Origin of the sequence: Serratia sp. EWG9 (assembly GCF_019913725.1) — a bacterium.
Lineage (GTDB): Bacteria > Pseudomonadota > Gammaproteobacteria > Enterobacterales > Enterobacteriaceae > Serratia > Serratia ureilytica.
In genome coordinates, this window is sequence record NZ_JADNRO010000005.1 from 291,027 (window position 1) to 313,459 (window position 22,433).

Sequence of the window (22,433 nt, forward strand, 5' to 3'; positions counted from 1 at the left end):
GTATTACTGCTGGAACCATTTTTTGTAGATGGTTTCATAGGTCCCATCCTGCTTGATCTTGTCCAGGGCGGCGTTGAACTTGCCCTGCAGATCGGTATTTTTCTGGCGTACCGCGATGCCGAGGCCGGTGCCGAAGTAGTCTTTGTCGGTCACTTTGGCGCCCACTGCCGCCAGCGCGTCATTCTGCTTCAGCCACTCGTTGACCACCGCGGTATCGCCGAACACCGCATCAACGCGGCCGTTCTTCAGATCCAAAATGGCGTTTTGGTAGCTGTCGTAAGGCACGGTGGTGATTTCCGGGTGCTTGTCGGTCAGGTATTTCTGGTGGGTGGTGCCGTTTTGCACGCCGACTTTCTTGCCTTTCAGCGCCGCCACGTCGGCGATTTTGCCTTTCTGCGCGATGAACAGCGCCGAGTTATCGTAGTAAGGCTTGGTGAACAGCACCTGCTTCTCACGCTCCGGCGTAATGTCCATACCGGCCATCACCGCATCGAAGCGCTTGAACTTCAGGCTCGGGATCAGGCTGTCGAACGCCTGGTTGGTGAAGGTACACTCGGCCTGCATCTCTTTGCACAGCGCGTTGGCCAGATCGACATCAAAACCCTGAATCTTGTTGCCGGCGTCAATAAATTCAAACGGAGGATAGGAGGCTTCGGTAGCGAAACGGATGGTTTCGGCTGCGGAGGCGGAAACGCTGATGCCGGCCAGAACGGCGGCGATTATTAGTTTTTTCATCGCAAACTCCCCAAATTACAGCAAGTTAATTGTTAGTGTGATAAGTAGTTGGCAAACTCGGTGGTCCGCGGCTGCGTGAAGTGGCTGCTGTCGCCTTGCTCCACCACATGGCCGTTTTCCATGTACACCACGCGGCTGGCGGTCTTGCGCGCCACTTCCACTTCATGGGTGACGATCACCTGAGTGATGCCGGTGCCGGCCAGTTCGCGAATGATGCTGACGATCTGGGCGGTGATTTCCGGATCCAGCGCTGCGGTCGGTTCATCGAACAGCAGCACCTGCGGCTCCATCATCAGGGCGCGAGCGATCGCTACGCGCTGCTGCTGGCCGCCGGAAAGGTGCAGCGGAAAGCGATCGGCGAAGTCGGTCAGGCGCAGACGCTTGAGCAGCTTGTCGGCGCGCTCCATTGCCTGAGCCTTGGTCAGACCCAGCACGCGGCAAGGCGCTTCGATCAGGTTCTGGACCACGGTGAGGTGAGGCCACAGGTTGTATTGCTGGAAGACCATGCCGACATTTTGCCGCAGTTCGCGAATGGCTTTTTCGCCCGGCGCCTGCTTGAAATCGAATTGGTTGCCGGCGATCTTTAGCTGACCCGAACGCGGCATTTCCAGCAGGTTCAGCACCCGCAGCAATGAACTTTTCCCGGCGCCGCTTGGGCCAAGCAGCACCAGGGTTTCCCCGGCTGGACATTCCAGCGTGATGTCAAACAGCGCCTGGTGAGCGCCGTAATAGCAATTGATACCGTTAAGTTGAATACTCATGCGCCAGAATTGAATAGACATTGATGCCGCAAATGTTAACTTCCACAGAATACTTATGCAATCTTTGTGCGTTAAAATTTATGAGTGTGCGGCGGGACAGTAAAAGATTAGCACAAGATACCGCGACTCAGGCCGAGGGAGGGGATTTGTGGCGCAGGCTGTGAGATCGGTAGCGAAATTTTTTCTATCGGACGAAATCTGAGCGGCGCAAGGGGAGACGGGAACGACCGACGCGGCGGGCCCGCGTCGGCCGGGGAGTGCGGGTTATCGGTTTTCCAGCACCTGACGCACGCTGCCGTTGGTGGCGTGTGCTGGAACATTCAGGTAGCGAATATCATCAACCACCCAGCAGGTGCCTTCGCGCACCATCAGCACTTCGTCTTGCCAGTTCACGGTACTGTTGGCGTCTTTCTGGTAGCTCAAGTCAACGCGCAGCGGGATGTTCTTCGCATCGGTGTTGGGAATGGTCGAGGCGCTGGCGACGGACGCGCTGCTTGGCCCTTGCGCGTTGCCGGAGAACAGATCGCCGGTTATCTGATGCTTGCCCGGATTTTGAGCGGCGCTGACCAGATCCTGATACAGCACTTTGCTCAGATAAGGCTGCAGCTGCGCCAGGCGGTTGCTGTCCGGCAGGCTGGAACCTTGCTGGATGCGCAGGTCATAGAACTTTTGCGCGACCGTATCCGGGCCGCCTTCCACACAGCTGCCGCTGCGGGTGCCGATATCCTTGTATGCCGGTTCCACCGTGGTACAGGCACTCAGCAACAGCGCTAAGGGTAAAACAGCCGCAATCGTTTTTGTTTTCATCTTATTACCTTATGTGAAAGTCTCTACCATGAAGACCGATAGCTTACAGTATAAATGCGTTTTTTGGCCTTGCATTCGTACTGCGTGCCATTGATTAAGCGAACATAATGCCAATCTTCTGGTCATAGATACGTTGAATTAATCAAACAAGGAGTTCTGATGCAGCTTTCAACTACCCCGACCCTGGAAGGGTTTACCATCACCGAATACTGCGGCGTCGTCACCGGCGAAGCGATCCTCGGCGCCAACATTTTTCGTGATTTCTTCGCCGGCGTGCGCGATATCGTCGGCGGCCGCTCGGGCGCTTATGAGAAAGAGCTGCGCAAGGCGCGCCTGATCGCATTCGAAGAGCTGGAAGACCAGGCGAAAGAGCTGGGCGCCAACGCGGTGGTCGGCATTGATATCGATTATGAAACCGTTGGCAAAGACGGCAGCATGCTGATGGTGACCGTCAGCGGCACCGCGGTGAAAGTGAGCCGCTAACGCCATGCTTTCTTTTCGCCCCGGCCATTCCGCCGGGGCGACATCCTCTTGATTTATCCCACCTTGTGCTGCTCGACGATTGTGCGGTGTTCCTGCGGCTTCGTGGGCACCGGCTCCTGGCGATGCGGCATCGGCTGAACGGACGTCTGATGGCGCTGCGGCGTCGGGGCCGCATGCGGCATGATGCGCTGTTGCGGCGCCGGCATCGGGCTTATCGCCGCCGGATGCTGCGGCGCTGCCGGTTCGCGGATCACCGGCTGAGCGATGTGCGGGGCCTGCAGAACCTGCGGGCGCGCGACGGCTGGATGCATCGGCGCAGCGGCCGGCATCGGATGCGTCTGCAGCGGCGCTGAATGTACGGCTGTCGGCTGCTGCGGGTGAGGTGCCGTCGGAACGGCATGCGTGAACGTCGGCGTGCTCATCGGCTGCTGTGCATGAGGCGCGATGACCGGCTGTCGCACGTGCGGGACGGCCGCTACCGGCTGGTGTATGGCTACCGGCTGCTGTACATGAGGCGCCACCGGCTGGGTATGCGCAAAGTTCGGCAGCGTCATCGGCGCGTGGGCCGCAGGCGCGACGTGCGGCTGTTGCGGCGCGCCGATGGGCGTCGGTTGAGTGACGCGGGGCGCCGGCGCGGCGGCGGTATTGTAGTTGTTCACCGTGCTGGTGCTGCTGCGATTCACAGTGTTCACGTTGTTATATTGGTTGATGTTGGTGACGCGATTCACCACGGTGGTGGAGTGTGAGACATAGGGCGCATTGCGGTAGACCACCGGCTGGCGGCGATCGTCCCAGCGCATATCCCAGCTGTGCCAGCCGCTGTCGTGCTGGTTAAGCAAGGTAGCCACCGCGATGCCGACGCCGAAGCTGATCACGCCGGCCGCCAGCATGTCGCCGCCGCTGTAGCCCGAGGGCTGATACTGATAGCTCGGATAGGCCGGGACCGGCGTGCCGTAGGCTTGCCAGGGATCGTAATGCGGGACGTAAACCGTATCCGGCTGGCTGGGTTCGATAACGATGGTCTCGCCCGGCGCCGCCACCACGCGCTGGCGATAGGGCTGCTGTTCGACATAATGCGTCGTCGGCGCCACGACGATGCGCTGCTGCGGGGTGTTTTTCAGCGTGCCTTGGTTGGCCGCCCGTTGACGCATCACCTGAATGGCGTTCATCACGTCGGTGGGATCGTTCAGGTAGGCGCTGCCCAGGGCGGTGGTCCAGGGGATGTTTTTCGCCATTTGATCGAGCACGTCGGGGAATTGCACCAGGCCGCGCACGCTGGGATCCCAGGGCTGAGCGTCGGCCGCTGAGCTGAGCGCCGCCGGTTGTAAGCCGCGGTTTTGCGCCAGCCAGGCATCCGCGGCGCTGATTTGGTCAGGATAGCCCGCGCCGGCCAACACCTGCGCCAGCAGCTTGTCGGGGAACAGCGCCACCGGGCTGACCAACTGGTACAGTTGATCGGCGCTCAGCGGCGTATAGGCCGGCGCGCTGGCACTCGTGACGGGCGCGGCCGAGGGCGGGGCGCTCCCGCCCATCGCGTCGGCGACTTTTTGCCGATCGCAGCCGCTGAGCGGCAGCATGGCGGCACAGAGCAACCAGGACAGATAGCGTGGCGTGAACATGTTCGACTCCGCTCTTTCAGCGCAGATGATACTTTGAGACTATCATGGGCGGGAAAGGCCGCCAGCCGGGAGCAACACTCGCTTGCACATCGGCGCTATCTGTCATTATTTCTCGATGAGCGTGATGATTGGATACAGATCAATCGCGTCGCGTTACATCTTTCACGGACGTCAATCAGGAGGATAAGTGAAAATTTGGCCAGGGATCATCGCCGCCGCGCTGTTGGCGGGATGCCAAAATCCGCAGCAGGACACGCTCGTCGATCGTGGCGCTTACCAGCTCGAAACCTTGCATCAGGCGCAGGGCGCCGATCAGCGCATTCGGTTTCTGGTGATGCACTATACGGCGGAAGACTTTCATTCATCACTGAAAACGCTGACCGATGAACACGTCAGCGCACACTACCTGTTGCCGGCGCACCCGCAGCGCGAACACGGCAAACCGACGGTGTACCGGTTGGTGCCGGAGGCGATGCGCGCCTGGCATGCCGGCGCCAGCGGCTGGCGCGGGCGCAGCAATCTCAACGACACCTCGATCGGCATTGAAATCGTCAACAAGGGTTTCACCCGCAGCATGCTGTTCACCCGCTGGCAGCCCTACACGGCGGAACAGATCGCCGTGTTGATTCCGCTGAGCCGCGACATTATCCAACGCTATGGCATTCAGCCGCAGGACGTGGTGGGGCACAGCGACATCGCGCCGCAGCGCAAACAGGATCCCGGCCCGCTGTTCCCCTGGCGGCAACTGGCGCAGGCCGGCATCGGCGCATGGCCGGACGAGGCAGATGTGCAGCGGCTGCTGGCGGGGCGAGACAGACAGGCGCCGGTGCCGCTGGCTCCGCTGCTCGAAAAGCTGGCGCGTTACGGCTACGCGATCGACCCGTCGTGGGATGCGCGGCAGCAGCGCAATGTGCTGGCGGCGTTTCAGATGCATTTCCGGCCCGACGATGTTCGCGGCGAGCCGGATGCAGAGAGTGAGGCGATTATCGATGCGCTGCTGTTGAAGTACGGCGCGTGGCGTTGATTACAGGCCGTGCAGTTTGCCGTGATCTTTCAGCCAGCGGGCGGTGCGCGCGATGCCTTCTTCCAGCGAGACGATCGGCTGATAGCCCAGCTCTTGCTGCGCGCGGGTGGTATCGAGCGTGAGATCGAAGTTGAGTTTGGCGACGCCGTAATGGGTCAGCACCGGCTCCTTTTCGCTTTTGCTGCCCAGGCGCTCCATGCCGCGCGCCATCATGTCGAGCATCGGATAGGGGACGGAGCGGATGCGGCACTTCATGCCCAAATCGTCGATCAGCTGCTGCACCACGGTGCGAAGCGGGCGCGGCTGCTGGTTGGTGATGTTGTAGGCGCGGCCGGACGGCGTGTCTTCTTTTAGCGTCGCCAGCCACATGGCGTGCACCGCATTCTCCAGATAGGTCATGTCCACCATCGCCGCGCCGCCGCGCGGCAGCAGCAGGTTGCCGTAGCGTTTGATCATCTGCAGCAACCGCGGCAGCATCACCTTGTCGTGCGGCCCGAACAGGCCCTGCGGGCGCAAAATGGTGAAATGGGTCTGCGGATTGGACAGCGCCAATTGCTGGATCACCTGCTCGCCGGCGGCCTTGCTGCGCGCGAACTCGTTGGCGTAACGCTGCGGGCGAAAGTCTTCGGTTACGTTGCGGTGATGGTGGTAGTCGAAATAGATCGCCGGGGAAGAGATGTGAATGAACTGCGCCACGCCATAGGCCGCCGCCCATTCGCCGAGGCGGCGGGTGGCGCGGACGTTGGCCAGTTCGAAGGCTTCTTCGGTGCCCCAGGGCGAGGTAAAGCTGGAGCAGTGCCACAGCACATCGACGTCCGCCAGCATCGCTTTGGCCTGCGAAGAGATCAGGTTGGTGAGATCGGCATGAATGAACTCCGCGCCCATTTTTTCCAGCAGGCCGCCCATCGCCTGGTTACGACCGGTGGCGCGCACTTTGATGCCCTGGCGGCGCAGATATTCAACGGCGTTACGGCCTAACCCACTGGTTGCACCGGTGACCAATACCTTCATAACGGACTCTATTCTCACCCAAAATCGGAATACCGGCGGGCGCTTGCGGCGCTCCCAGCAAATAAGATGCCATTCTTCCGTGATTTCGTGCGCTATGCAATCGGAAAGCCCCGAAGCACAGCGGCAAACTGTGCGGTTGATCGACAAATGAACGGCATTCAGCGCTGTTGGCGGTCCAGGTTCTCGGCCAGCGTCGCGATGCGCTTCGCCATGCCGCGAAAAATGAACAGATGCGCGGGCATCATGGCGAACCAATACAGCAGCCCGCTGAAGCCGGCCGGATGCCACCAGGCGCGCACGTCCAGCGTGCGGCGATCGCCGCGATCGGTAATGGTGAAGCTCAGCCGCCCTAGCCCCGGCGCCTTCATGCCGAACAGCAGCGCCAGCTGCCGCAGCGGCTTCAGCGTGATGACTTTCCAGCCGTCGATCTCGTCGCCCAGCGCCAGGGACGCGTGCGCCGGGCGGCCATAGACCACGCCGTTGCCGATCATGTCGTCCATGCGGGCGCGGATCCGCCACAGGATATTGGCGTAGAAATAGCCTTCCTCGCCCCCCAACTGCTGCACCGTCTGCCACAGCGCCTGGCTGGAGGCGGCGGTGTCGAGCGAACACCCCGCCTGTTTCGGGTAATAGCCGTAGCCGGGGCGCCAGCGGGCCCGCGCCGCCGGATCGTAGCCCCAGTCGGCGGAATCGACCACCTCCAGCTCGCGCTGCAGCGTGGCGGTGACCGCCTGATCGAAGGTGTGCAGACGTTGCGGGATCAGTGCCTGCAACGGTTTGCCGTCGGCGGGCAGATCGTGCTTCAGGCCCTGGATCAGCGCGCGCGCGATCGGCGTCGGCACCGAGGTGATAAGGCTGATGAACCACACTGAAATCAGCCGCGTCGGCAAGGGGATCGGGATCAGCCAGCGCCGTTTGCCGCTGATGGCGATAAAGCGTTGGAACATGTCCTGATAGCTGAGGTATTCCGGCCCGGCGACGTCGAAGATGCGGTGTTCCTCCGCCGGGTGCGCCAGCAGATCGGCCAGGTAAACCAGCAGGTTCTCCAGCGCCACCGGCGAGGACTTCGAGCGCACCCAGCGCGGCGGCGTCAGCACCGGCAGGTTATAGACCATGTCGCGCATCACTTCGAACGCCGCCGAGCCGGGGCCGACGATGATGCCGGCGCGCAGCTCGGTCACCGGCACACCGCTCTGGCGTAGGATCTCGCCGGTCAGGCGGCGCGCCGCCAGGTGCGGCGAACTGTCGTCGTTCGGCTGCAGCGCGCCGAGAAAGATCACCTGCTTGACGCCGGCATTGCGCAGCGCGTCGCGCAGGTTTTCCGCCGCCTGGCGTTCCTTCTCGATAAAGTCGTCGCCGTCGCCCATTGCGTGCACCAGATAGTAAAGCGTATCGATTTCCCACAGCGCCGCGCTCAGGGTTTCCGGGCGGTACAGATCGACATACAGGCAGTTGACCTGCGGCCAGTTCTGCTCCTGCAGCCACTCGATGCGCCGCGCGGCGGCGGTAATCTGGTGCCCCTGTTCGATCAGGTGCGGGATCAGGTTCTGGCCTATATAGCCGCTGGCTCCAAGAACCAGTACGCGTTGGGGTGTCATCGGGCCGCCTTGTGCGGTAGAGGATTGGCAGAACGACAGGATGCCAAATTCAGGGTTTAAATGCACTTTTTGTATGGGTATAAGCCGGTTGCATCCGCCGCGGCGCGAGTTCACACTACGCGCCCCTTATCGCACGAAAAACCGAATGCCATGAAACTCAATGTGATTTGTTACGCCCTGCTGGGCCTGGCGCTGATCGCCAGCCTGTTCTCGCCGCATCCGGTGTGGATGTGGCTGCTGTCGGCCAACCTGCTGACGTTTCTGATCTACGGCGGCGATAAGCTGGCGGCGCGCAAGGGATGGCGACGGGTGCCGGAGACGACGCTGTTGCTGTTCGGCGCGCTGGGCGGCTGGTTGGGCGCGCTGCTGGCGCAGCAGCTGTTTCGCCACAAGACCCAGAAGCAGCCGTTTAAAACCTGGTTCATCCTCAGCGTGGCGCTCAATCTGGCGGCGGTGCTGGGGCTGTGGTACTGGGTTTATGGCCGCTGGATCTTCTGAGTGCGGGGCGCAGTCTGCGTCCCGAGCGATCAGGCGTGCTGCTGAAGAAACTCCCGCCACAGTTCGACCACCCGCTGCAGATCCTGACGGCTGGCGTCGAGGTGGGTCAGAATGCGCGTCAGCGGGCCGCTGCTGATCAGCACGCCGCGTTCGCGCATCCACGGGCCGAGTTTGGCCGCCAGCGCCGGCGTTTGGCGCAGGTACAGCACGTTGGTCTGCGCGCCGGGATCGGCGATCTCCACGCCGATCTGCCGCAGTTGTTGTTCCAGCCAGACCGCGTTGTCATGGTCTTCGCGCAGCCGCGCGACGTTATGCTCCAGCGCGTAGAGGCCGGCCGCCGCCAAAATGCCGGCTTGGCGCAGCCCGCCGCCGGTCATCTTGCGCCAGCGCAGCGCGCGTTGGATGAAAGCCTCGCTGCCGCACAGCAGCGAGCCGACCGGCGCGCCCAACCCTTTCGACAGGCAAATGGTGAAGGTGTCGCAGTACTGCACGATCTCTTTTAGCGGCAGGTTCAGCGCCACGGCGGCGTTGAAGATGCGCGCGCCGTCGATATGCAGCGCCAACTGCCGCTCGCGGGTAAACTGCCACGCCTGCTGCAGGTAGGCCTGCGGCAAGACTCTGCCGCTGATGGTGTTTTCCAGGCTCAACAGCCGGGTGCGGGCGAAGTGGATATCGTCGGGTTTGATGGCGGCGGCGAGCTTGTCCAGCGGCAGCGTGCCGTCGGCGTCGGCCTCGATCGGCTGCGGCTGGATGCTGCCCAGCACCGCTGCGCCGCCGGCTTCGTATTTGTAGTTGTGCGCCTGCTGGCCGACCAGATATTCATCGCCGCGCTGGCAGTGGCTCAGCAGCGCCACCAGGTTGGCCTGGGTGCCGCTGGGCAGAAACAGCGCCGCTTCTTTGCCCGACAGACGCACCGCCTCCGCCTCCAGCGCGTTGACCGTCGGATCATCGCCGTAGACGTCGTCGCCGACTTCTGCCTGAGCCATCGCCTGGCGCATGGCGGCGCTGGGGCGGGTGACGGTGTCGCTGCGTAGATCGATAAGCATAGGGTTCCTGAAATGTAAGGGAGAGGAGAAGGGTACATGGCATCATATACCCTTTATTTTACCGGGGCAGCTTGCTTAACGCAGCCAGTTGGTTTTCGCCAGCTCGACCACTTCGTCGCCGCGGCCGTTGATGATGGCGCGCAGCATGTACAGGCTGAAGCCTTTCGCCTGTTCGAACTTGATCTGCGGCGGCATCGCCAGTTCTTGCTTGGCGGTGACCACGTCCAGCAGCGCCGGGCCGGGGTGCGCCAACATCTCCTGCAGCGCGCCGTCCAGATCGGAGGCTTTTTCCACGCGGATGCCCTTGATGCCGGCGGCGTTGGCGATCGCCGCGAAGTCCGGATTATGCAGATCGGTACCGTCGGTCAGGTAGCCGCCGGCCTTCATCTCCATCGCCACGAATCCCAGCACGCTGTTGTTGAACACCACGATTTTCACCGGCAGCTTGAGCTGCGCCAGCGACAGGAAATCGCCCATCAGCATGGTGAAGCCGCCGTCGCCGCACATGGCGATCACCTGTTTATCCGGCGCGGTGGCCTGAGCGCCGATCGCCTGCGGCATGGCGTTGGCCATCGAACCGTGGTTGAACGAACCGAGCAGGCGGCGCTTGCCGTTCATTTTCACGTAGCGGGCGGCCCACACCGTCGGCGTGCCGACGTCGCAGGTGAAGATGGCGTCGTCGCTGGCATAGTGGCTGAGCTGCTGCGCCAGATACTGCGGGTGGATCGGTTGGTCGTCGCCGGCGGTCGCCAGCCCGTCGAGATCCTTGCGCGCGTTGCGGTAATGCTCCAGCGCCTTGTCGAGGAACGCCCGATCGCGCTTCGGCTCCAGCTGCGGCAACAGGGCGGTGAGGGTGGTGTGGATATCGCCCACCAGCGCCATATTGACCGGGCAGTGCGCGCCGATGCTGCCGGGGTTGATGTCGATCTGAATGATGTTGGCGTTGGTGGGGTAGAACGCCCGATAGGGGAACTGGGTGCCGAGCAGCACCAGCGTGTCGGCGTTCATCATCGCGTGATAACCGGAGGAGAAACCGATCAGCCCGGTCATGCCGACGCTGTACGGGTTGTCCCATTCGATATGTTCTTTACCGCGCAGCGCGTGCACCACCGGCGCCTGCAGCAGTTCGGCCAGCTTGACCACTTCATCGTGCGCGCCGGCGCAGCCGCTGCCGCACATCAGGGTGATGTTCTTCGCCTTGTTCAGCGTTTCCGCCAGCTTGTTCAGCTCGCTCATCGGCGGCTGCACCAGCGGCAGCGCCGGGGTATGCCAGGTCACGGCCGCGTCTTCCGGCGCCATGCGCAGCGCCACGTCGCCCGGCAAGACGACCACCGACACGCCGCGATTGAGGATCGCCTTGCGCATGGCGATCTCCAGCACGCGCGGCAGCTGTTCCGGGTTGGAAACCAGTTCGCAATAGTGGCTGCATTCGCGGAACAGCTCCTGCGGATGGGTTTCCTGGAAGTAGCCGCTGCCGATTTCGCTGGAAGGGATGTGCGCGGCGATCGCCAGCACCGGCACATGGTTGCGGTGGCAGTCGAACAGGCCGTTGATCAGATGCAGGTTGCCGGGGCCGCAGGAACCGGCGCACACCGCCAACTGGCCGGTGAGCTGGGCTTCGGCGCCGGCGGCGAAGGCGGCCACCTCTTCATGGCGGGTGCCCAGCCATTCGATGGTGCCCATGCGGTGCAGGCTGTCGCTGAGGCCGTTGAGCGAATCGCCGGTCACGCCCCAAATGCGTTTTACGCCGGCTTGATCCAGCGTTTTGGCGATCAGTGTGGCTACGGTTTGCTTCATGGTTCCCCCAAACATGGTTTGAAAAACGATGTGGACTCGATCCGGTGAGTGGCAGCAGAACAACTGCAAGCATAGCTTACCGGCTGTGGACGAGATGCGGTCAGGAAGGGTAAAGAGCGTAGGACGAGGAAAAGTGTAACCGGGCTGGCCACGGGGAACTTGCCGATAAATGCCCCATCGCGGCGATGGGGCCAGGGATCACGCCAGCGTGACGTCGCCCTGCAGCTGGCAACTGCAGGCCAGCACGTAGCCCTGCGCTACCTCTTCCTCGCTCAACGTCATGGTGCTGGTGGTGGTGTAGTCGCCCTCGAGGAGGCGGGTTTTGCACGAACCGCATACTCCGGCGCGGCAGGCAGCGTTGACCGGCAGGGCATTGGCCTCCATCGCTGCCAGCAGGGTGCTGCCGACCGGCACGCGGAATTCGCGCAGCGGGCGGGCGGCGCGCAGCGTCAGCCCTTCGGTGGCGTCAGCCTGCGCCGTCGGCGTGTGGAACTGCTCCTTATGGAAACGCTCGGCCGGCACGCCGAGCCGGCGACAAAGTTGCTCCACCTGAGCCATGTAGGGCGCGGGGCCGCAGGTCATCACCGTGCGTTCGGCGATATCCGGCGCCGCCTGCCGCAGCGTCTGTTCATCGATGCGGCCGCTGAGGTAGCCGGGCTGCAGATCCTGCTCGGCCATCAGCGTCAGGCGCAGCTGCGGATGGGCGGCGCACAGCGCGCGCCATTGATCGGCGAAAATCGTGTCGGCGGGGGTGCGCACGTTAACGATGGCGGCGATATCACAGGTTGGACGGTTGGCGGTCAGCCAGCGGCACATCGAGACGATCGGCGTCACGCCGCAGCCGGCCGCCAGCATCAGATAACGATCGGCCGGGTGGCGCTCGCAGCTGAATTCGCCCTGCGCGTCGGACAGCCACAGCGTGTTGCCGGGCTTGACCTCTTGCGTCAGCCAGCGCGATCCGACGCCGTCCGGCAGGCAGCGCACGCTGATGCTGAGAAAGCGGCTCTGGCCAGGCGAGGAGGAGAGCGTATAGGCGCGCAGCGTCTCCTCGCTGTTGCGAATGCTGACCAGCGCGAACTGGCCGGCCTGGTAAGGATAGAAAACGTCGCAGATCAGGTTCAGCGTCCAGACGTCGGCGGTTTCACGCCGGATGGAATGCACCTGCATGCGGTTCGGGCAAAGCGGAGTGGGTTGAGTCATCGGGCACCTCAAAAAGCAAAGGGGCCGGCGCAGGCGGCCCCATAACGTAACGGCATCAGGCGAGCAGCGCTGCGATATCCTGCTCGACGGTGGTGATCGGACGCAGGCCGAATTTCTCGTTGAGGATCGCCATCAGGTTGTCGGTCAGGAAGCCCGGCGCGGTCGGGCCGGTGACGATGTTTTTCACCCCCAGCGACAGCAGCGTCAGCAGAATGACGATTGCCTTCTGTTCAAACCACGACAGCACCAGGCTGAGCGGCAGCTCGTTGACGCTGCAGCCGAGCGTATCCGCCAGCTTGACCGCCAGCATGATGGCGGAGTAAGCGTCGTTGCACTGGCCGACGTCCAGCAGGCGCGGCAGCCCTTCCAGCGTGCCGAAATCCAGTTTGTTGAAACGGTATTTGCCGCAGGCCAGCGTCATGATCAGGCAGTCTTGCGGCACGCTGCGGGCGAAGTCGGTGAAATAGCTGCGTTCGTCACGGCTGCCGTCGCAGCCGCCCACCAGGAAGACGTGGCGCAGTTTTTTCTGCGACACCAGGTCGATGACCGTGTCGGCGGCGTTCAGCAGCGTCTGGCGGCCGAAGCCGACGGTGATCAGGTGCTCGATCTCGGTGTAAGGGAAGCCGTTCATGCCCTGCGCCTGGCGGATCACGGCGCCGAAGTCGTCGCCTTCCAGATGGTTGACGCCCGGCCAGCCGACGATACTGCGGGTCCAGATGCGATCGCCGTAGTTGCCGACGTTAGGATCGATGATGCAGTTGGAGGTCATCACGATCGGGCCGGGGAATTTGGCGAATTCCGTCTGCTGGTTTTGCCAGCCGCTGCCGTAGTTACCCACCAGGTGCTTGAATTTTTTCAGTTCCGGATAGCCGTGCGCCGGCAGCATTTCACCGTGGGTGTAGACGTTGACGTTTTGCCCTTCGGTTTGCTCGAGCAGCATGCGCAGATCTTTGAGATCGTGGCCGGAAATCAGAATGGCTTTCCCGGCTACAGGGCGCACGTTGACCGCGCTGGGCTGCGGATCGCCGTAGGCCTGGGTCTCACCGCGATCGAGGATCGCCATCACGTTGAAGTTCATCTTGCCGATGCCCATGGCGTTGTTCAGCAGGGTATCGACGTCGCGCGGCCGGGTGCCGAGCCAGGCCATGAAAGCGTGGTAGTCGGCATAGAGTTGCTCGTCGAACTGGCCGAGCACGTGCGCGTGTTCCATATAGGCTGCCGCGCCTTTCAGGCCGTACAGGCACAGCATGCGCAAACCGTGTACGTCGTCGCCGACCTCGGCCTTGTCGCTGTTGAGGGCAAACTGCGCCGCCTGTTGCAGCAGCGCAGGCATATCGTCACCGGCCAGCTGCAGCGCCGCCATCGGGTGATCGACGCGCACGCCGGCGTCCAGCAGCCGGCAACGGGCGGCCAGCGAATCGCGCAGCAGCAGGGTTTCCCGCGCGTAACCGATGATGCGCTGGGAGTCGAAGTTAACGTTGGTCAGGGTGGAGAAGAAGGCGCGCGGGGCGAAGCTGTCGATTTCGTGGTCGACGATGCCCAGCGAACGCGCCTGCAGCGCCCAGGCGGAGAGGCCCTGCAGCGCCGCCACCAGCAGATCCTGCAGATCGGAGGTTTCCGCCGTTTTGCCGCACATGCCCTGAGCATACGCGCAGCCGTTGCCTGCCGGGGTTCGAATGGTTTGTTCACATTGCACACAGAACATAGTCGCTTCCTTTTATTTTTAAAGTTGCATTTATAATGCTTGTTTAAAAGCATAGATCGGCGATCGGGGTTGCAAAAGGCTTTTGTGCGACTACTGCGGGCAAGTTTGATTTAGCGCAATTTTGCCGTGCGGATGGGAATGATTACGCTTTGGGGGCCGGGTGGCCCCCAAGGGGAAAGGATCAGGAGAACAGGGCGATCAGCACCGGCGCCAGCAGGCTCAGCAGGAAGCCGTGCACGATGGCGGGCGGCACCATGTCCAGTCCGCCGCTGCGCTGCAGCACCGGCAGGGTGAAGTCCATCGAGGTGGCGCCGCACAGGCCGAGGGCGGTGGAGCGGCTGCGGCGCACCAGCGTCGGGATCAGCATGATCGCCACCAGCTCGCGCGCCAGATCGTTGAAGAACGCGGCGCTGCCCATCACCGGGCCGTAGGCGTCGGTGATCAGAATGCCGGACAGCGAGTACCAGCCGAAGCCGGAGGCCATCGCCAGCCCGGCCTTGACCGGCAGCCCCAGCAGCTGCGCCGCCAGCGCGCCGCCGGCCAGAGACGCGACGACCACCGCCAGCGCCACCAGCGTGCCGCGGCGGTTGAGCACGATCTGGCGCAGCGTCATGCCGCTGTTGCGCAGCTGAATGCCGACCAGCAACAGCAGGAAGATCAGCGCATATTCGCTGCCTTTATGGGCGAACTGCAGCCATTGCCACTGCGTCAGGCCGAGCAGGAAGCCGCCGAGCACCACGCCGCACAGCTTGAGCGACTCCAGCGCCATATGCACGCGCGAAGGCAGCTTTTCCTGTTTATGGCTGCTGCGCCACGGCATGCGCCGCTCCAGCAGCGCCAGCAACAGCAGATTGGCGCAGAGAATGCAGAAGAAGAACGCCGCGCTGTACTGGAAGATCAGCATCAGATTGCTGCTGAGATTCTCCATAAACGCCAGGCTGATGCCCATGAAAAACAGGATCACATACACCATCCAGCTCAGCAGGCGGTTGATCAGCACCAGCAGCGGGCGATGGCGTAAGGGAATGAGGTAACCGACAATCAGCGGTAACAGAATAATCAACAGTCCTGAGTACATGGTGCAACGAGTGTCCTTGAGTTTTGATGCGCGACGAACGGCGGCGAGGAGCACACGCTAACCAAAAGCCCGGCCGGAGTAAAGCGGCAGATTTGACGCTGGCCGCTTGACCTGCAAGGGGTTTTTTGACCATGCTCTGTGAAAGTCGCCTCATTGAAGAGGCGACGGCGCGCACGGGAGGCGGCGGATGTTCTTGGAGCGTATCGAAATTGTAGGTTTTCGCGGTATTAATCGGCTGTCCCTGATGCTGGACGACAATACGCTGTTGCTCGGCGAAAACGCCTGGGGTAAATCCAGCCTGCTGGATGCGCTGACGCTGCTGCTGGCGCCGGAGCAGAAACTGTATCGATTTGAAGCGCACGACTTCCATTTTCCCCCCGGTGAGGAGGCGGCCAAAGAGCGCCACCTGCAGGTGGTATTCACCTTCTGCGAGAAAGACATCGGCCACGCGCACCTGCCGCGCTACCGCCATCTGACGCCGCTGTGGGTCAAGGGGGAAGACGGCCTGAGCCGCATTCATTACCGCTGCGAGGGCGAGCTGGCCGATGACGGCACGGTGTGCACCTGGCGCGGTTTTCTCGACGCCGACGGCAACGCCTTTCAACTGCACCATATCGAACAACTGGCCCACGCCATCATCCGCATCCACCCGGTTTTGCGCCTGCGCGACGCGCGCTTTATTCGCCGCCTGCGCCCCAGCAGCCTCGGCGATGAACGCAAACCCGATACGCAGGCGTTGGCGCAGCAGCTGGATCAGCTGACGCGCGAGCTGGTGCGCAATCCGCAGAAGCTGACCAACGGCGAGCTGCGTCAGGGGCTGGCGGCGATGCAGCAGTTGCTCGAGCACTACTTTGCCGAGCAGAGCTCGCAGGTGGCGCGGCCGCGCCGCCGCGGCGGTGAACCGGAGCAGGACGCCTGGCGCGCGCTGGACGGCATCAACCGCATGGTTGCCGAGCCGAACAGCCGCAGCATGCGTCTGATCCTGCTGGGCATGTTTTCCACCCTGCTGCAGGCCAAGGGCGACGTCAAGCTGGATCCGCACGCCCGGCCGCTGCTGCTGGTGGAAGACCCGGAAACTCGCCTGCATCCGATCATGCTGTCGGTGGCCTGGGGGCTGCTCAATCAGCTGCCGCTGCAGCGCATCACCACCACCAACTCCAGCGAATTGGTGTCGCTGGTGCCGGTGGAGCACGTGTGCCGGCTGGTGCGCGAGTCAGGCCGCGTCGCGACCTATCGTCTCGGGCCGCGCGGGTTGAGCGCCGAAGACGGGCGGCGCATCGCGTTTCACATCCGTTTCAACCGGCCGTCGTCGCTGTTCGCCCGCTGCTGGCTGCTGGTGGAGGGCGAGACCGAAGTGTGGCTGCTGAACGAACTGGCGCGCCAGTGCGGCTACCATTTCGAGGCGGAAGGGGTAAGGGTCATCGAATTCGCTCAGTGCGGCCTGAAGCCGCTGCTGCGCTTCGCCCGCCGCATGGGCATCGAGTGGCATGCGCTGGTGGACGGCGATGAAGCGGGCAAAAAGTACGCCAACACCGTGCGCAGCCTGCTGGACAATCATGAAGACAACGAACGCGATCGGCTGACCGCGCTGCCGGCGCCGGACATGGAACACTTCATGTTCCGCGAAGGGTTCGCCCCGGTCTATCACCGAATGGCGTCGGTGCCGATCAACGCGCAGATGCCGGTGCGCAAGGTGATCCTGAAAGCGGTCCACCACTCTTCGAAGCCGGATTTGGCGATCGAGGTCGCGATGCAGGCCGGCGAATGGGGCACGGACTCGGTGCCGCCGCTGCTGAAGAAAATGTTCTCACGGGTGATCTGGCTGGCGCGCGGCCGGGCGGACTGACGGCCCGCCGGGCGTTATCGGGCGCAGAAGTGCGCCGCCAATCCCTGTTCCAGCTCGTCCAGCAGCTGATAGCGGCGGCGATACTCGGCGCGCTTCTTGCTGGCGATCTCTTCGATCGGCTTGCGGGCGATGCGTTCGGGCAGCAGGAAATAGCCGCTGTCGAGCGGTTTGGCGCCCATCGACAGCCAGAACTGATCGTAATCGGCGTGCAGCTTGTCCTTCTTCTTACTCTGGTAGCGCCAGTTTTGATAGATATGGGTGGCGTTGCCGACCGCCACGATCCGGCGGATGCCGAGGTGCCGCGCCAGCGTGCAGATGCCTTCCAGCACCAGCCGTTTAGGGAACAGGCCGTGACACTCTTTGGTAGTGTGCTGGATCTCGGCGTGCGGCACGTCATGGTTCGCGCCCTGCAGGCCGCCGATGAACAACGTCGGCTGCTGCTGATAATGCATCAGCGCAAAGGTGATCTCCGCCAGCATCACGCCGTTGGCGTTGCGCAGCAGCAGCGTGGCTTCTCCTTCCTTATTCAGTTTGTCGATCGCCGCCAGCTCCAGCGTGATCGGCGCTTCGTTCTTGCCCATCGCGCTGGCCAGCACGAAGGCATGCGGGCCGAGGTGGCCGAGGCGCATCTTCAGCGGCATGCGCTGTACGATGAGATCGTAATGATCGCGCAGGGCGAACAGGCATTCGATCTTGCTCATGTTGGCCGCCAGGTAGGGACGATGCAGTTTGCACGGCAGGTTCGGCTGCGCGCTCAGGATCTCCTCCAGCAGCGGATTGCTGGCCAGGGTGCTGAGCAGGCCGCTGGTGGTGCGCCAGTTGAGCAGCGAACGGCCGAGAAACTTCAGGCGAAACGAGGTTTTTTTCCAGGCGTTGCTCGGTGCCTTTTCGCCATTGATCAGCGCCGTCATCAGTTGCCAGCCGTTAAGCGGCCGGGCGGAGGCGAGTGGGTAGCTGAGCTGTGACATGATGAAATCCTTGGCTGTGTTGAATGGCGCTATTTCATCAAGGCTTCACTAAACGGGAGTTCAATGCCGAACTGTAACCAAGCGTGTCTCCACATTGTGTTGAGCTAAGGTTTAGTTATTCCCTACGGTGCGTGCTAATTTAGCTCCGCCGCCGCAATGGGCGGTCGATATTCACAAGCACAGGCAGGTCAATTTTGACAGGGTTTAAAGGACATAAACGCCGCTGGATACTCGCACTGGCGGTGATTGCGGCGATTGCCGCGGCGGCCGTTTGGCACTTCCGCCATCCGGCGCCGACCGATTTCAAAACGGTAAAGGTCACCAAGCGCGATCTGCAGCAGAACGTGTTGGCGACCGGCCAGCTGGACGCAGTGCGCAAGGTTGACGTCGGCGCGCAGGTCAGCGGGCAGTTGGAAAAGCTGTATGTCGAGATCGGCGACAAGGTGAAAAAAGGTCAGTTGCTGGGGGTTATCGATCCGCAACAGGCGCAGAACAGCATCCGTGAAGGCGAGGCGACGCTGCGCGAGCTGCATGCGCAACTGCTGCAGGCGCAAGCGGAACAGCAGCTGGCGGCGGTTACGCTGCAGCGCAACCAGGCGCTGGCCAAACTGCAGGCGGTATCGCGTCAGGATCTGGATCAGGCGGCGACGCAGCTGGCGGTGAAGAAGGCGCAGGTAGGCACCATCAATGCGCAGATCGCCCGCAACCAGGCCAGCCTGGATACCGCCAAGATCAATCTGGCCTATACCCGCATCGAAGCGCCGATGGATGGCGACGTGGTGCAGATCACCACGCTGCAGGGCCAGACGGTGATCGCGGCGCAACAGGCGCCGAACATTCTGACGCTGGCGGATCTCGGCACCATGCTGGTGAAGGCGCAGGTCTCGGAGGCCGACGTCATTAACCTCAAGCCGGGTCAGAAGGCCTGGTTCACGGTGCTGGGCGATCCGACCCGGCGCTTCGACGGCGTGCTGAAAGACATTCAGCCGACGCCGGAAAAAGTCAACAACGCCATCTTCTATTACGCGCGTTTCGAAGTGCCCAACCCGGAAAGGCTGCTGCGCTTGCAAATGACGGCGCAGGTGCACATTCAGCTGGCCGGCGTCCAGCAGGCGCTGGTGATCCCGCTGGCGGCGCTGGGCGATCAGATCGCCGACAATCGCTACCACGTTTCGGTGCTGAAACAGGGCAAGGAAGAGAAGCGTGAGGTGGCCATCGGCCTGCGCAACAATATCGATGTGCAGATCCTTAGCGGGCTCGAGGCGGGTGATGAGGTGATCGTCAGCCGCGGCGGCGTGGAGGCCGGCTGATGGCGGCGCTGTTGCAGCTGAACGGCATTCGCCGCAGCTACCGTTCCGGCGAGCAGACGGTGGAGGTGCTGAAGGGGATCAGTCTGAGCATCGACGCCGGTGAAATGGTGGCGATCATGGGGGCTTCCGGCTCCGGCAAATCGACGCTGATGAACATTCTCGGCTGCCTGGACAAGCCGAGCGCCGGCGTCTATCGGGTGGCCGGCCAGGACGTGGCGACGCTGAGCGACGATGCGCTGGCGCAGCTGCGGCGCGAGCATTTCGGCTTTATCTTTCAGCGTTATCATCTGCTGCCGCACCTGAGCGCGGCGCATAACGTCGAGGTGCCGGCGGTGTACGCCGGGCTGGGCAAAGCGGCGCGGCGCGAACGGGCGGAGGCGCTGTTGCGCCGTCTGGGGCTGGGGGAGCGCGTCAACTATCGGCCGAGCCAGCTTTCCGGCGGCCAGCAGCAGCGCGTCAGTATCGCCCGCGCGCTGATGAACGGCGGGCAGGTGATCCTGGCGGATGAGCCGACCGGCGCGCTCGACAGCCATTCCGGCGAAGAGGTGATGGCGATCCTCAAACAGTTGTGCGCCCAGGGCCACACGGTGATCCTGGTGACTCACGATCCGGCGGTGGCGCGTCAGGCTGAACGGATCATCGAGATCCGCGACGGCGAAATCATCGCCGATTCCCGTCCGGCGCCGTCGGAGGATGCCCAGGCCAAGCCGCTGACGCTGGCCGCCGCGGCGCCTTCCTGGCGGCAGATGGGCGGCCGCTTTCGCGAAGCGCTGGTCATGGCCTGGCGCGCGATGGCGGCCAACAAGATGCGCACCGCGCTGACCATGCTCGGCATCATTATCGGCATCGCCTCGGTGGTATCGATCCTGGTGATCGGCGACGCCGCCAAGAAGATGGTGCTGGCGGACATCAAATCGATCGGCACCAACACCGTCGATATCTACCCCGGCAAGGACTTCGGCGACGACGATCCGACCTACCGGCAATCGTTGAAATACGGCGATCTCGACGCGCTGCGCGAACAGCCGTACATCAGCGCGCTGTCGCCGAGCATCAGCAGCAGCATGCGGCTGCGGCTGGGCAACGTCGACGCGGCGGCCAACGTCAACGGCGTCAGCGAGCAGTTCTTCCGCGTGTACGGCATGAGCTTTACCCAGGGCGTCGGCATCGACCCGATGCAGGTGCAGTCACAGGCGCAGACGGTGGTGATCGACGCCAATACCCAACGGCGGCTGTTCCCGCACCAGAAAAACGTGGTGGGCGAGGTGATCCTGGTGGGCAACATGCCGGCGACGGTGGTCGGCGTGGCTAAAGAGAAGCAGTCGATGTTCGGCAGCAGCAAGACGCTGAACGTGTGGGTGCCGTACAGCACCATGGCCAACCGGCTGATGGGCAACAGCTATTTCGATTCGATCACCGTGCGCATCCGCGACGGCTACGACAGCAAGGAAGCGGAACAACAGCTGTCGCGTCTGCTGACGTTGCGCCACGGCAAGAAGGATTTCTTCACCTATAACATGGACAGCCTGGTGCAAACCGCGGAGAAAACCACTCGCACGCTGCAGCTGTTCCTGACGCTGGTGGCGGTGATTTCGCTGGTGGTGGGCGGCATCGGCGTGATGAACATCATGCTGGTGTCGGTGACCGAGCGCACGCGCGAGATCGGCATCCGCATGGCGGTGGGCGCGCGTTCCGGCGATGTGTTGCAGCAGTTTCTGATCGAGGCGGTATTGGTTTGCCTGGTGGGGGGCGCGCTGGGGATTACGCTGTCGTTCGCTATCGGTTTGGCGGTGCAGCTGGTGTTGCCGGGTTGGCAGATCAGTTTCCCGCCGGCGGCGTTGCTGAGCGCGTTCCTCTGTTCCACCGGCATCGGCGTGGTGTTCGGCTATCTGCCGGCGCGCAATGCCGCGCGGCTGAATCCGATCGATGCGCTGGCGCGCGAGTAAGTCACAGGCATAAAAAATGCCAGTCACACGGCGGCTGGCATTTTTATCGCAGTCAGAGTCAGTGCAGCGCGACGCTGCCGGAAGCGTTTAGGACAGCGCCTCGCTTTCCACTGGCACAATAAGACTGGCATGGTTGCCTTTGGGCCCTTGATGCACGTCAAAGCTGACCTGCTGGCCCGCCTTCAACGTTCTGTAACCATCCATCTTGATTGTGGAATAATGCGCGAAAATATCTTCGCCGCCGCCGGCTGGGCAGATGAAGCCAAAACCTTTGGCGTTGTTAAACCATTTAACAGTACCCGTCTCCATGCTTTTACATCCCTCGCAACGCTATTTTAAGTGAGATGAATAACTGATTTCGCACTCGCCGTGGGCGAGTAGCAGGGTGGACAAGGGGTGGTTAAAAGACCACCAGCCACGAATTTACACTCTAGAGCAAATGATCGGGGCGTCAAGGGATCGGCTTTTGTCGGCGGGGAGCAGTTCACCAAAGTTTGAAGCAGGTAACGCTATTGCCACGATTCAGTCACAATTGGCCCGTTTTTTTGCGCACGTTACAGTGCGGCGGGACGATGCCGAAGATGATAAAATAGTAACTATCCCCACTTTGAATAACCGAAACCTGTCCCCATATCAGAGGGCAGAGCAGAGAAGATGAGCAGCGATGGGCAATAACAACGATTGGCTAAACTTTGAACACTTGGCCGAAGAAAAACAAATCGATGCGGTAAAACCGCCGTCTATGTATAAAGTTATACTTAACAACGACGATTACACACCGATGGAATTTGTGATTGACGTTCTGCAAAAGTTCTTTTCTTATGATATTGAACGCGCAACGCAACTGATGCTCACGGTCCACTATCAAGGCAAGGCGATCTGTGGTGTTTTTACCGCCGAGGTGGCGGAAACCAAAGTCGTCCATGTGAACCGGTACGCAAGGGAGAACGAGCATCCGTTGCTTTGTACGCTGGAAAAAGCCTGAATAAGGCAATCTATTG

20 protein-coding genes are annotated in these 22,433 nt (G+C 62.2%); 7 read left to right on the top strand and 13 right to left on the bottom strand.

The features are described from left to right. Window positions 1–3 precede the first annotated feature (3 nt). From artJ to ITX55_RS14135, 3 genes are all read right to left on the bottom strand, one after another. Window positions 4–735 (bottom strand): arginine ABC transporter substrate-binding protein, encoded by a 732-nt coding sequence (gene artJ / locus ITX55_RS14125; RefSeq protein WP_004928409.1) that lies wholly within the window; start codon window positions 733–735, stop codon window positions 4–6. Window positions 736–767: 32 nt separating this feature from the next. Then, a complete protein-coding gene (artP, locus tag ITX55_RS14130) occupies window positions 768–1,496 on the bottom strand; it encodes an arginine ABC transporter ATP-binding protein ArtP (RefSeq protein WP_089192582.1) in 729 nt (242 codons plus the stop codon). A gap of 264 nt (window positions 1,497–1,760) precedes the next feature. Beyond that, window positions 1,761–2,303 carry a lipoprotein gene (locus tag ITX55_RS14135; RefSeq protein ID WP_033642535.1) on the bottom strand — a complete coding sequence of 181 codons (543 nt, stop codon included), beginning with the start codon at window positions 2,301–2,303 and terminating at the stop codon, window positions 1,761–1,763. Window positions 2,304–2,462: 159 nt separating this feature from the next. On the opposite strand from ITX55_RS14135, the gene ITX55_RS14140 reads away from it, so the two are divergent. Then, entirely contained in the window at window positions 2,463–2,786 is a 324-nt protein-coding gene (locus ITX55_RS14140) for a heavy metal-binding domain-containing protein (protein WP_004928400.1), read from the top strand. A gap of 53 nt (window positions 2,787–2,839) precedes the next feature. Here ITX55_RS14140 and ITX55_RS14145 read toward each other — a convergent pair whose 3' ends face one another. Beyond that, complete coding sequence (locus ITX55_RS14145) at window positions 2,840–4,405, bottom strand: DUF3300 domain-containing protein (protein ID WP_108680384.1); 1,566 nt, start codon at window positions 4,403–4,405, stop codon at window positions 2,840–2,842. Window positions 4,406–4,592: 187 nt separating this feature from the next. Between ITX55_RS14145 and ITX55_RS14150 the strand changes: the two genes are divergently transcribed. Then, entirely contained in the window at window positions 4,593–5,429 is an 837-nt protein-coding gene (locus ITX55_RS14150) for an N-acetylmuramoyl-L-alanine amidase (protein WP_047024954.1), read from the top strand. Here ITX55_RS14150 and ITX55_RS14155 read toward each other — a convergent pair whose 3' ends face one another. Together ITX55_RS14155 and ITX55_RS14160 are read right to left on the bottom strand one after the other, a co-directional pair. Further along, window positions 5,430–6,440 (bottom strand): NAD(P)-dependent oxidoreductase, encoded by a 1,011-nt coding sequence (locus tag ITX55_RS14155; RefSeq protein WP_004928393.1) that lies wholly within the window; start codon window positions 6,438–6,440, stop codon window positions 5,430–5,432. A 158-nt stretch (window positions 6,441–6,598) separates the two neighbouring features. Next, window positions 6,599–8,038, bottom strand: a complete 1,440-nt coding sequence (locus tag ITX55_RS14160) for a DUF2867 domain-containing protein (RefSeq protein ID WP_108680385.1) — start codon at window positions 8,036–8,038, stop codon at window positions 6,599–6,601. A 150-nt stretch (window positions 8,039–8,188) separates the two neighbouring features. Between ITX55_RS14160 and ITX55_RS14165 the strand changes: the two genes are divergently transcribed. Next, the gene (locus tag ITX55_RS14165; protein WP_033642539.1) at window positions 8,189–8,536 is read left to right on the top strand and encodes a DUF1294 domain-containing protein; all 348 of its coding nucleotides are present in this window, start codon (window positions 8,189–8,191) and stop codon (window positions 8,534–8,536) included. A gap of 29 nt (window positions 8,537–8,565) precedes the next feature. Here ITX55_RS14165 and ltaE read toward each other — a convergent pair whose 3' ends face one another. The 5 genes from ltaE to ITX55_RS14190 all read right to left on the bottom strand — a co-directional run bounded on the left by ltaE (window position 8,566) and on the right by ITX55_RS14190 (window position 15,362). Next, a complete protein-coding gene (ltaE, locus tag ITX55_RS14170; RefSeq protein ID WP_197756020.1) occupies window positions 8,566–9,582 on the bottom strand; it encodes a low-specificity L-threonine aldolase in 1,017 nt (338 codons plus the stop codon). A gap of 75 nt (window positions 9,583–9,657) precedes the next feature. Next, entirely contained in the window at window positions 9,658–11,379 is a 1,722-nt protein-coding gene (gene poxB, locus ITX55_RS14175) for a ubiquinone-dependent pyruvate dehydrogenase (protein ID WP_042784096.1), read from the bottom strand. A 198-nt stretch (window positions 11,380–11,577) separates the two neighbouring features. Further along, entirely contained in the window at window positions 11,578–12,579 is a 1,002-nt protein-coding gene (gene hcr / locus ITX55_RS14180) for an NADH oxidoreductase (RefSeq protein ID WP_108680387.1), read from the bottom strand. A 55-nt stretch (window positions 12,580–12,634) separates the two neighbouring features. After that, window positions 12,635–14,284 carry a hydroxylamine reductase gene (hcp, locus tag ITX55_RS14185; protein ID WP_033650659.1) on the bottom strand — a complete coding sequence of 550 codons (1,650 nt, stop codon included), beginning with the start codon at window positions 14,282–14,284 and terminating at the stop codon, window positions 12,635–12,637. Between the two features lie 181 nt (window positions 14,285–14,465). Further along, window positions 14,466–15,362, bottom strand: coding sequence for a lysine exporter LysO family protein (locus ITX55_RS14190; protein ID WP_033642544.1), 897 nt, complete (start codon window positions 15,360–15,362; stop codon window positions 14,466–14,468). A 187-nt stretch (window positions 15,363–15,549) separates the two neighbouring features. On the opposite strand from ITX55_RS14190, the gene ITX55_RS14195 reads away from it, so the two are divergent. Next, complete coding sequence (locus ITX55_RS14195) at window positions 15,550–17,208, top strand: ATP-dependent endonuclease (RefSeq protein WP_033650660.1); 1,659 nt, start codon at window positions 15,550–15,552, stop codon at window positions 17,206–17,208. A 14-nt stretch (window positions 17,209–17,222) separates the two neighbouring features. Here the strand turns inward: ITX55_RS14195 and ITX55_RS14200 are convergent, their stop codons facing one another. Beyond that, complete coding sequence (locus tag ITX55_RS14200) at window positions 17,223–18,176, bottom strand: VirK/YbjX family protein (RefSeq protein WP_089191452.1); 954 nt, start codon at window positions 18,174–18,176, stop codon at window positions 17,223–17,225. Window positions 18,177–18,370: 194 nt separating this feature from the next. Here ITX55_RS14200 and macA point away from each other — a divergent pair, with 194 nt between their 5' ends. Beyond that, window positions 18,371–19,486 (top strand): macrolide transporter subunit MacA, encoded by a 1,116-nt coding sequence (gene macA, locus ITX55_RS14205; protein WP_033642548.1) that lies wholly within the window; start codon window positions 18,371–18,373, stop codon window positions 19,484–19,486. Continuing rightward, complete coding sequence (gene macB, locus ITX55_RS14210; protein WP_108680388.1) at window positions 19,486–21,432, top strand: macrolide ABC transporter ATP-binding protein/permease MacB; 1,947 nt, start codon at window positions 19,486–19,488, stop codon at window positions 21,430–21,432. Before macA ends, macB begins: the two co-directional genes overlap by 1 nt. Window positions 21,433–21,519: 87 nt before the next feature. On the opposite strand, the gene cspD is transcribed toward macB, so the two are convergent. After that, complete coding sequence (gene cspD / locus ITX55_RS14215; RefSeq protein ID WP_004928349.1) at window positions 21,520–21,741, bottom strand: cold shock-like protein CspD; 222 nt, start codon at window positions 21,739–21,741, stop codon at window positions 21,520–21,522. A gap of 355 nt (window positions 21,742–22,096) precedes the next feature. Here cspD and clpS point away from each other — a divergent pair, with 355 nt between their 5' ends. Beyond that, window positions 22,097–22,417, top strand: a complete 321-nt coding sequence (gene clpS / locus ITX55_RS14220) for an ATP-dependent Clp protease adapter ClpS (RefSeq protein ID WP_004928347.1) — start codon at window positions 22,097–22,099, stop codon at window positions 22,415–22,417. Window positions 22,418–22,433: the final 16 nt, after the last annotated feature.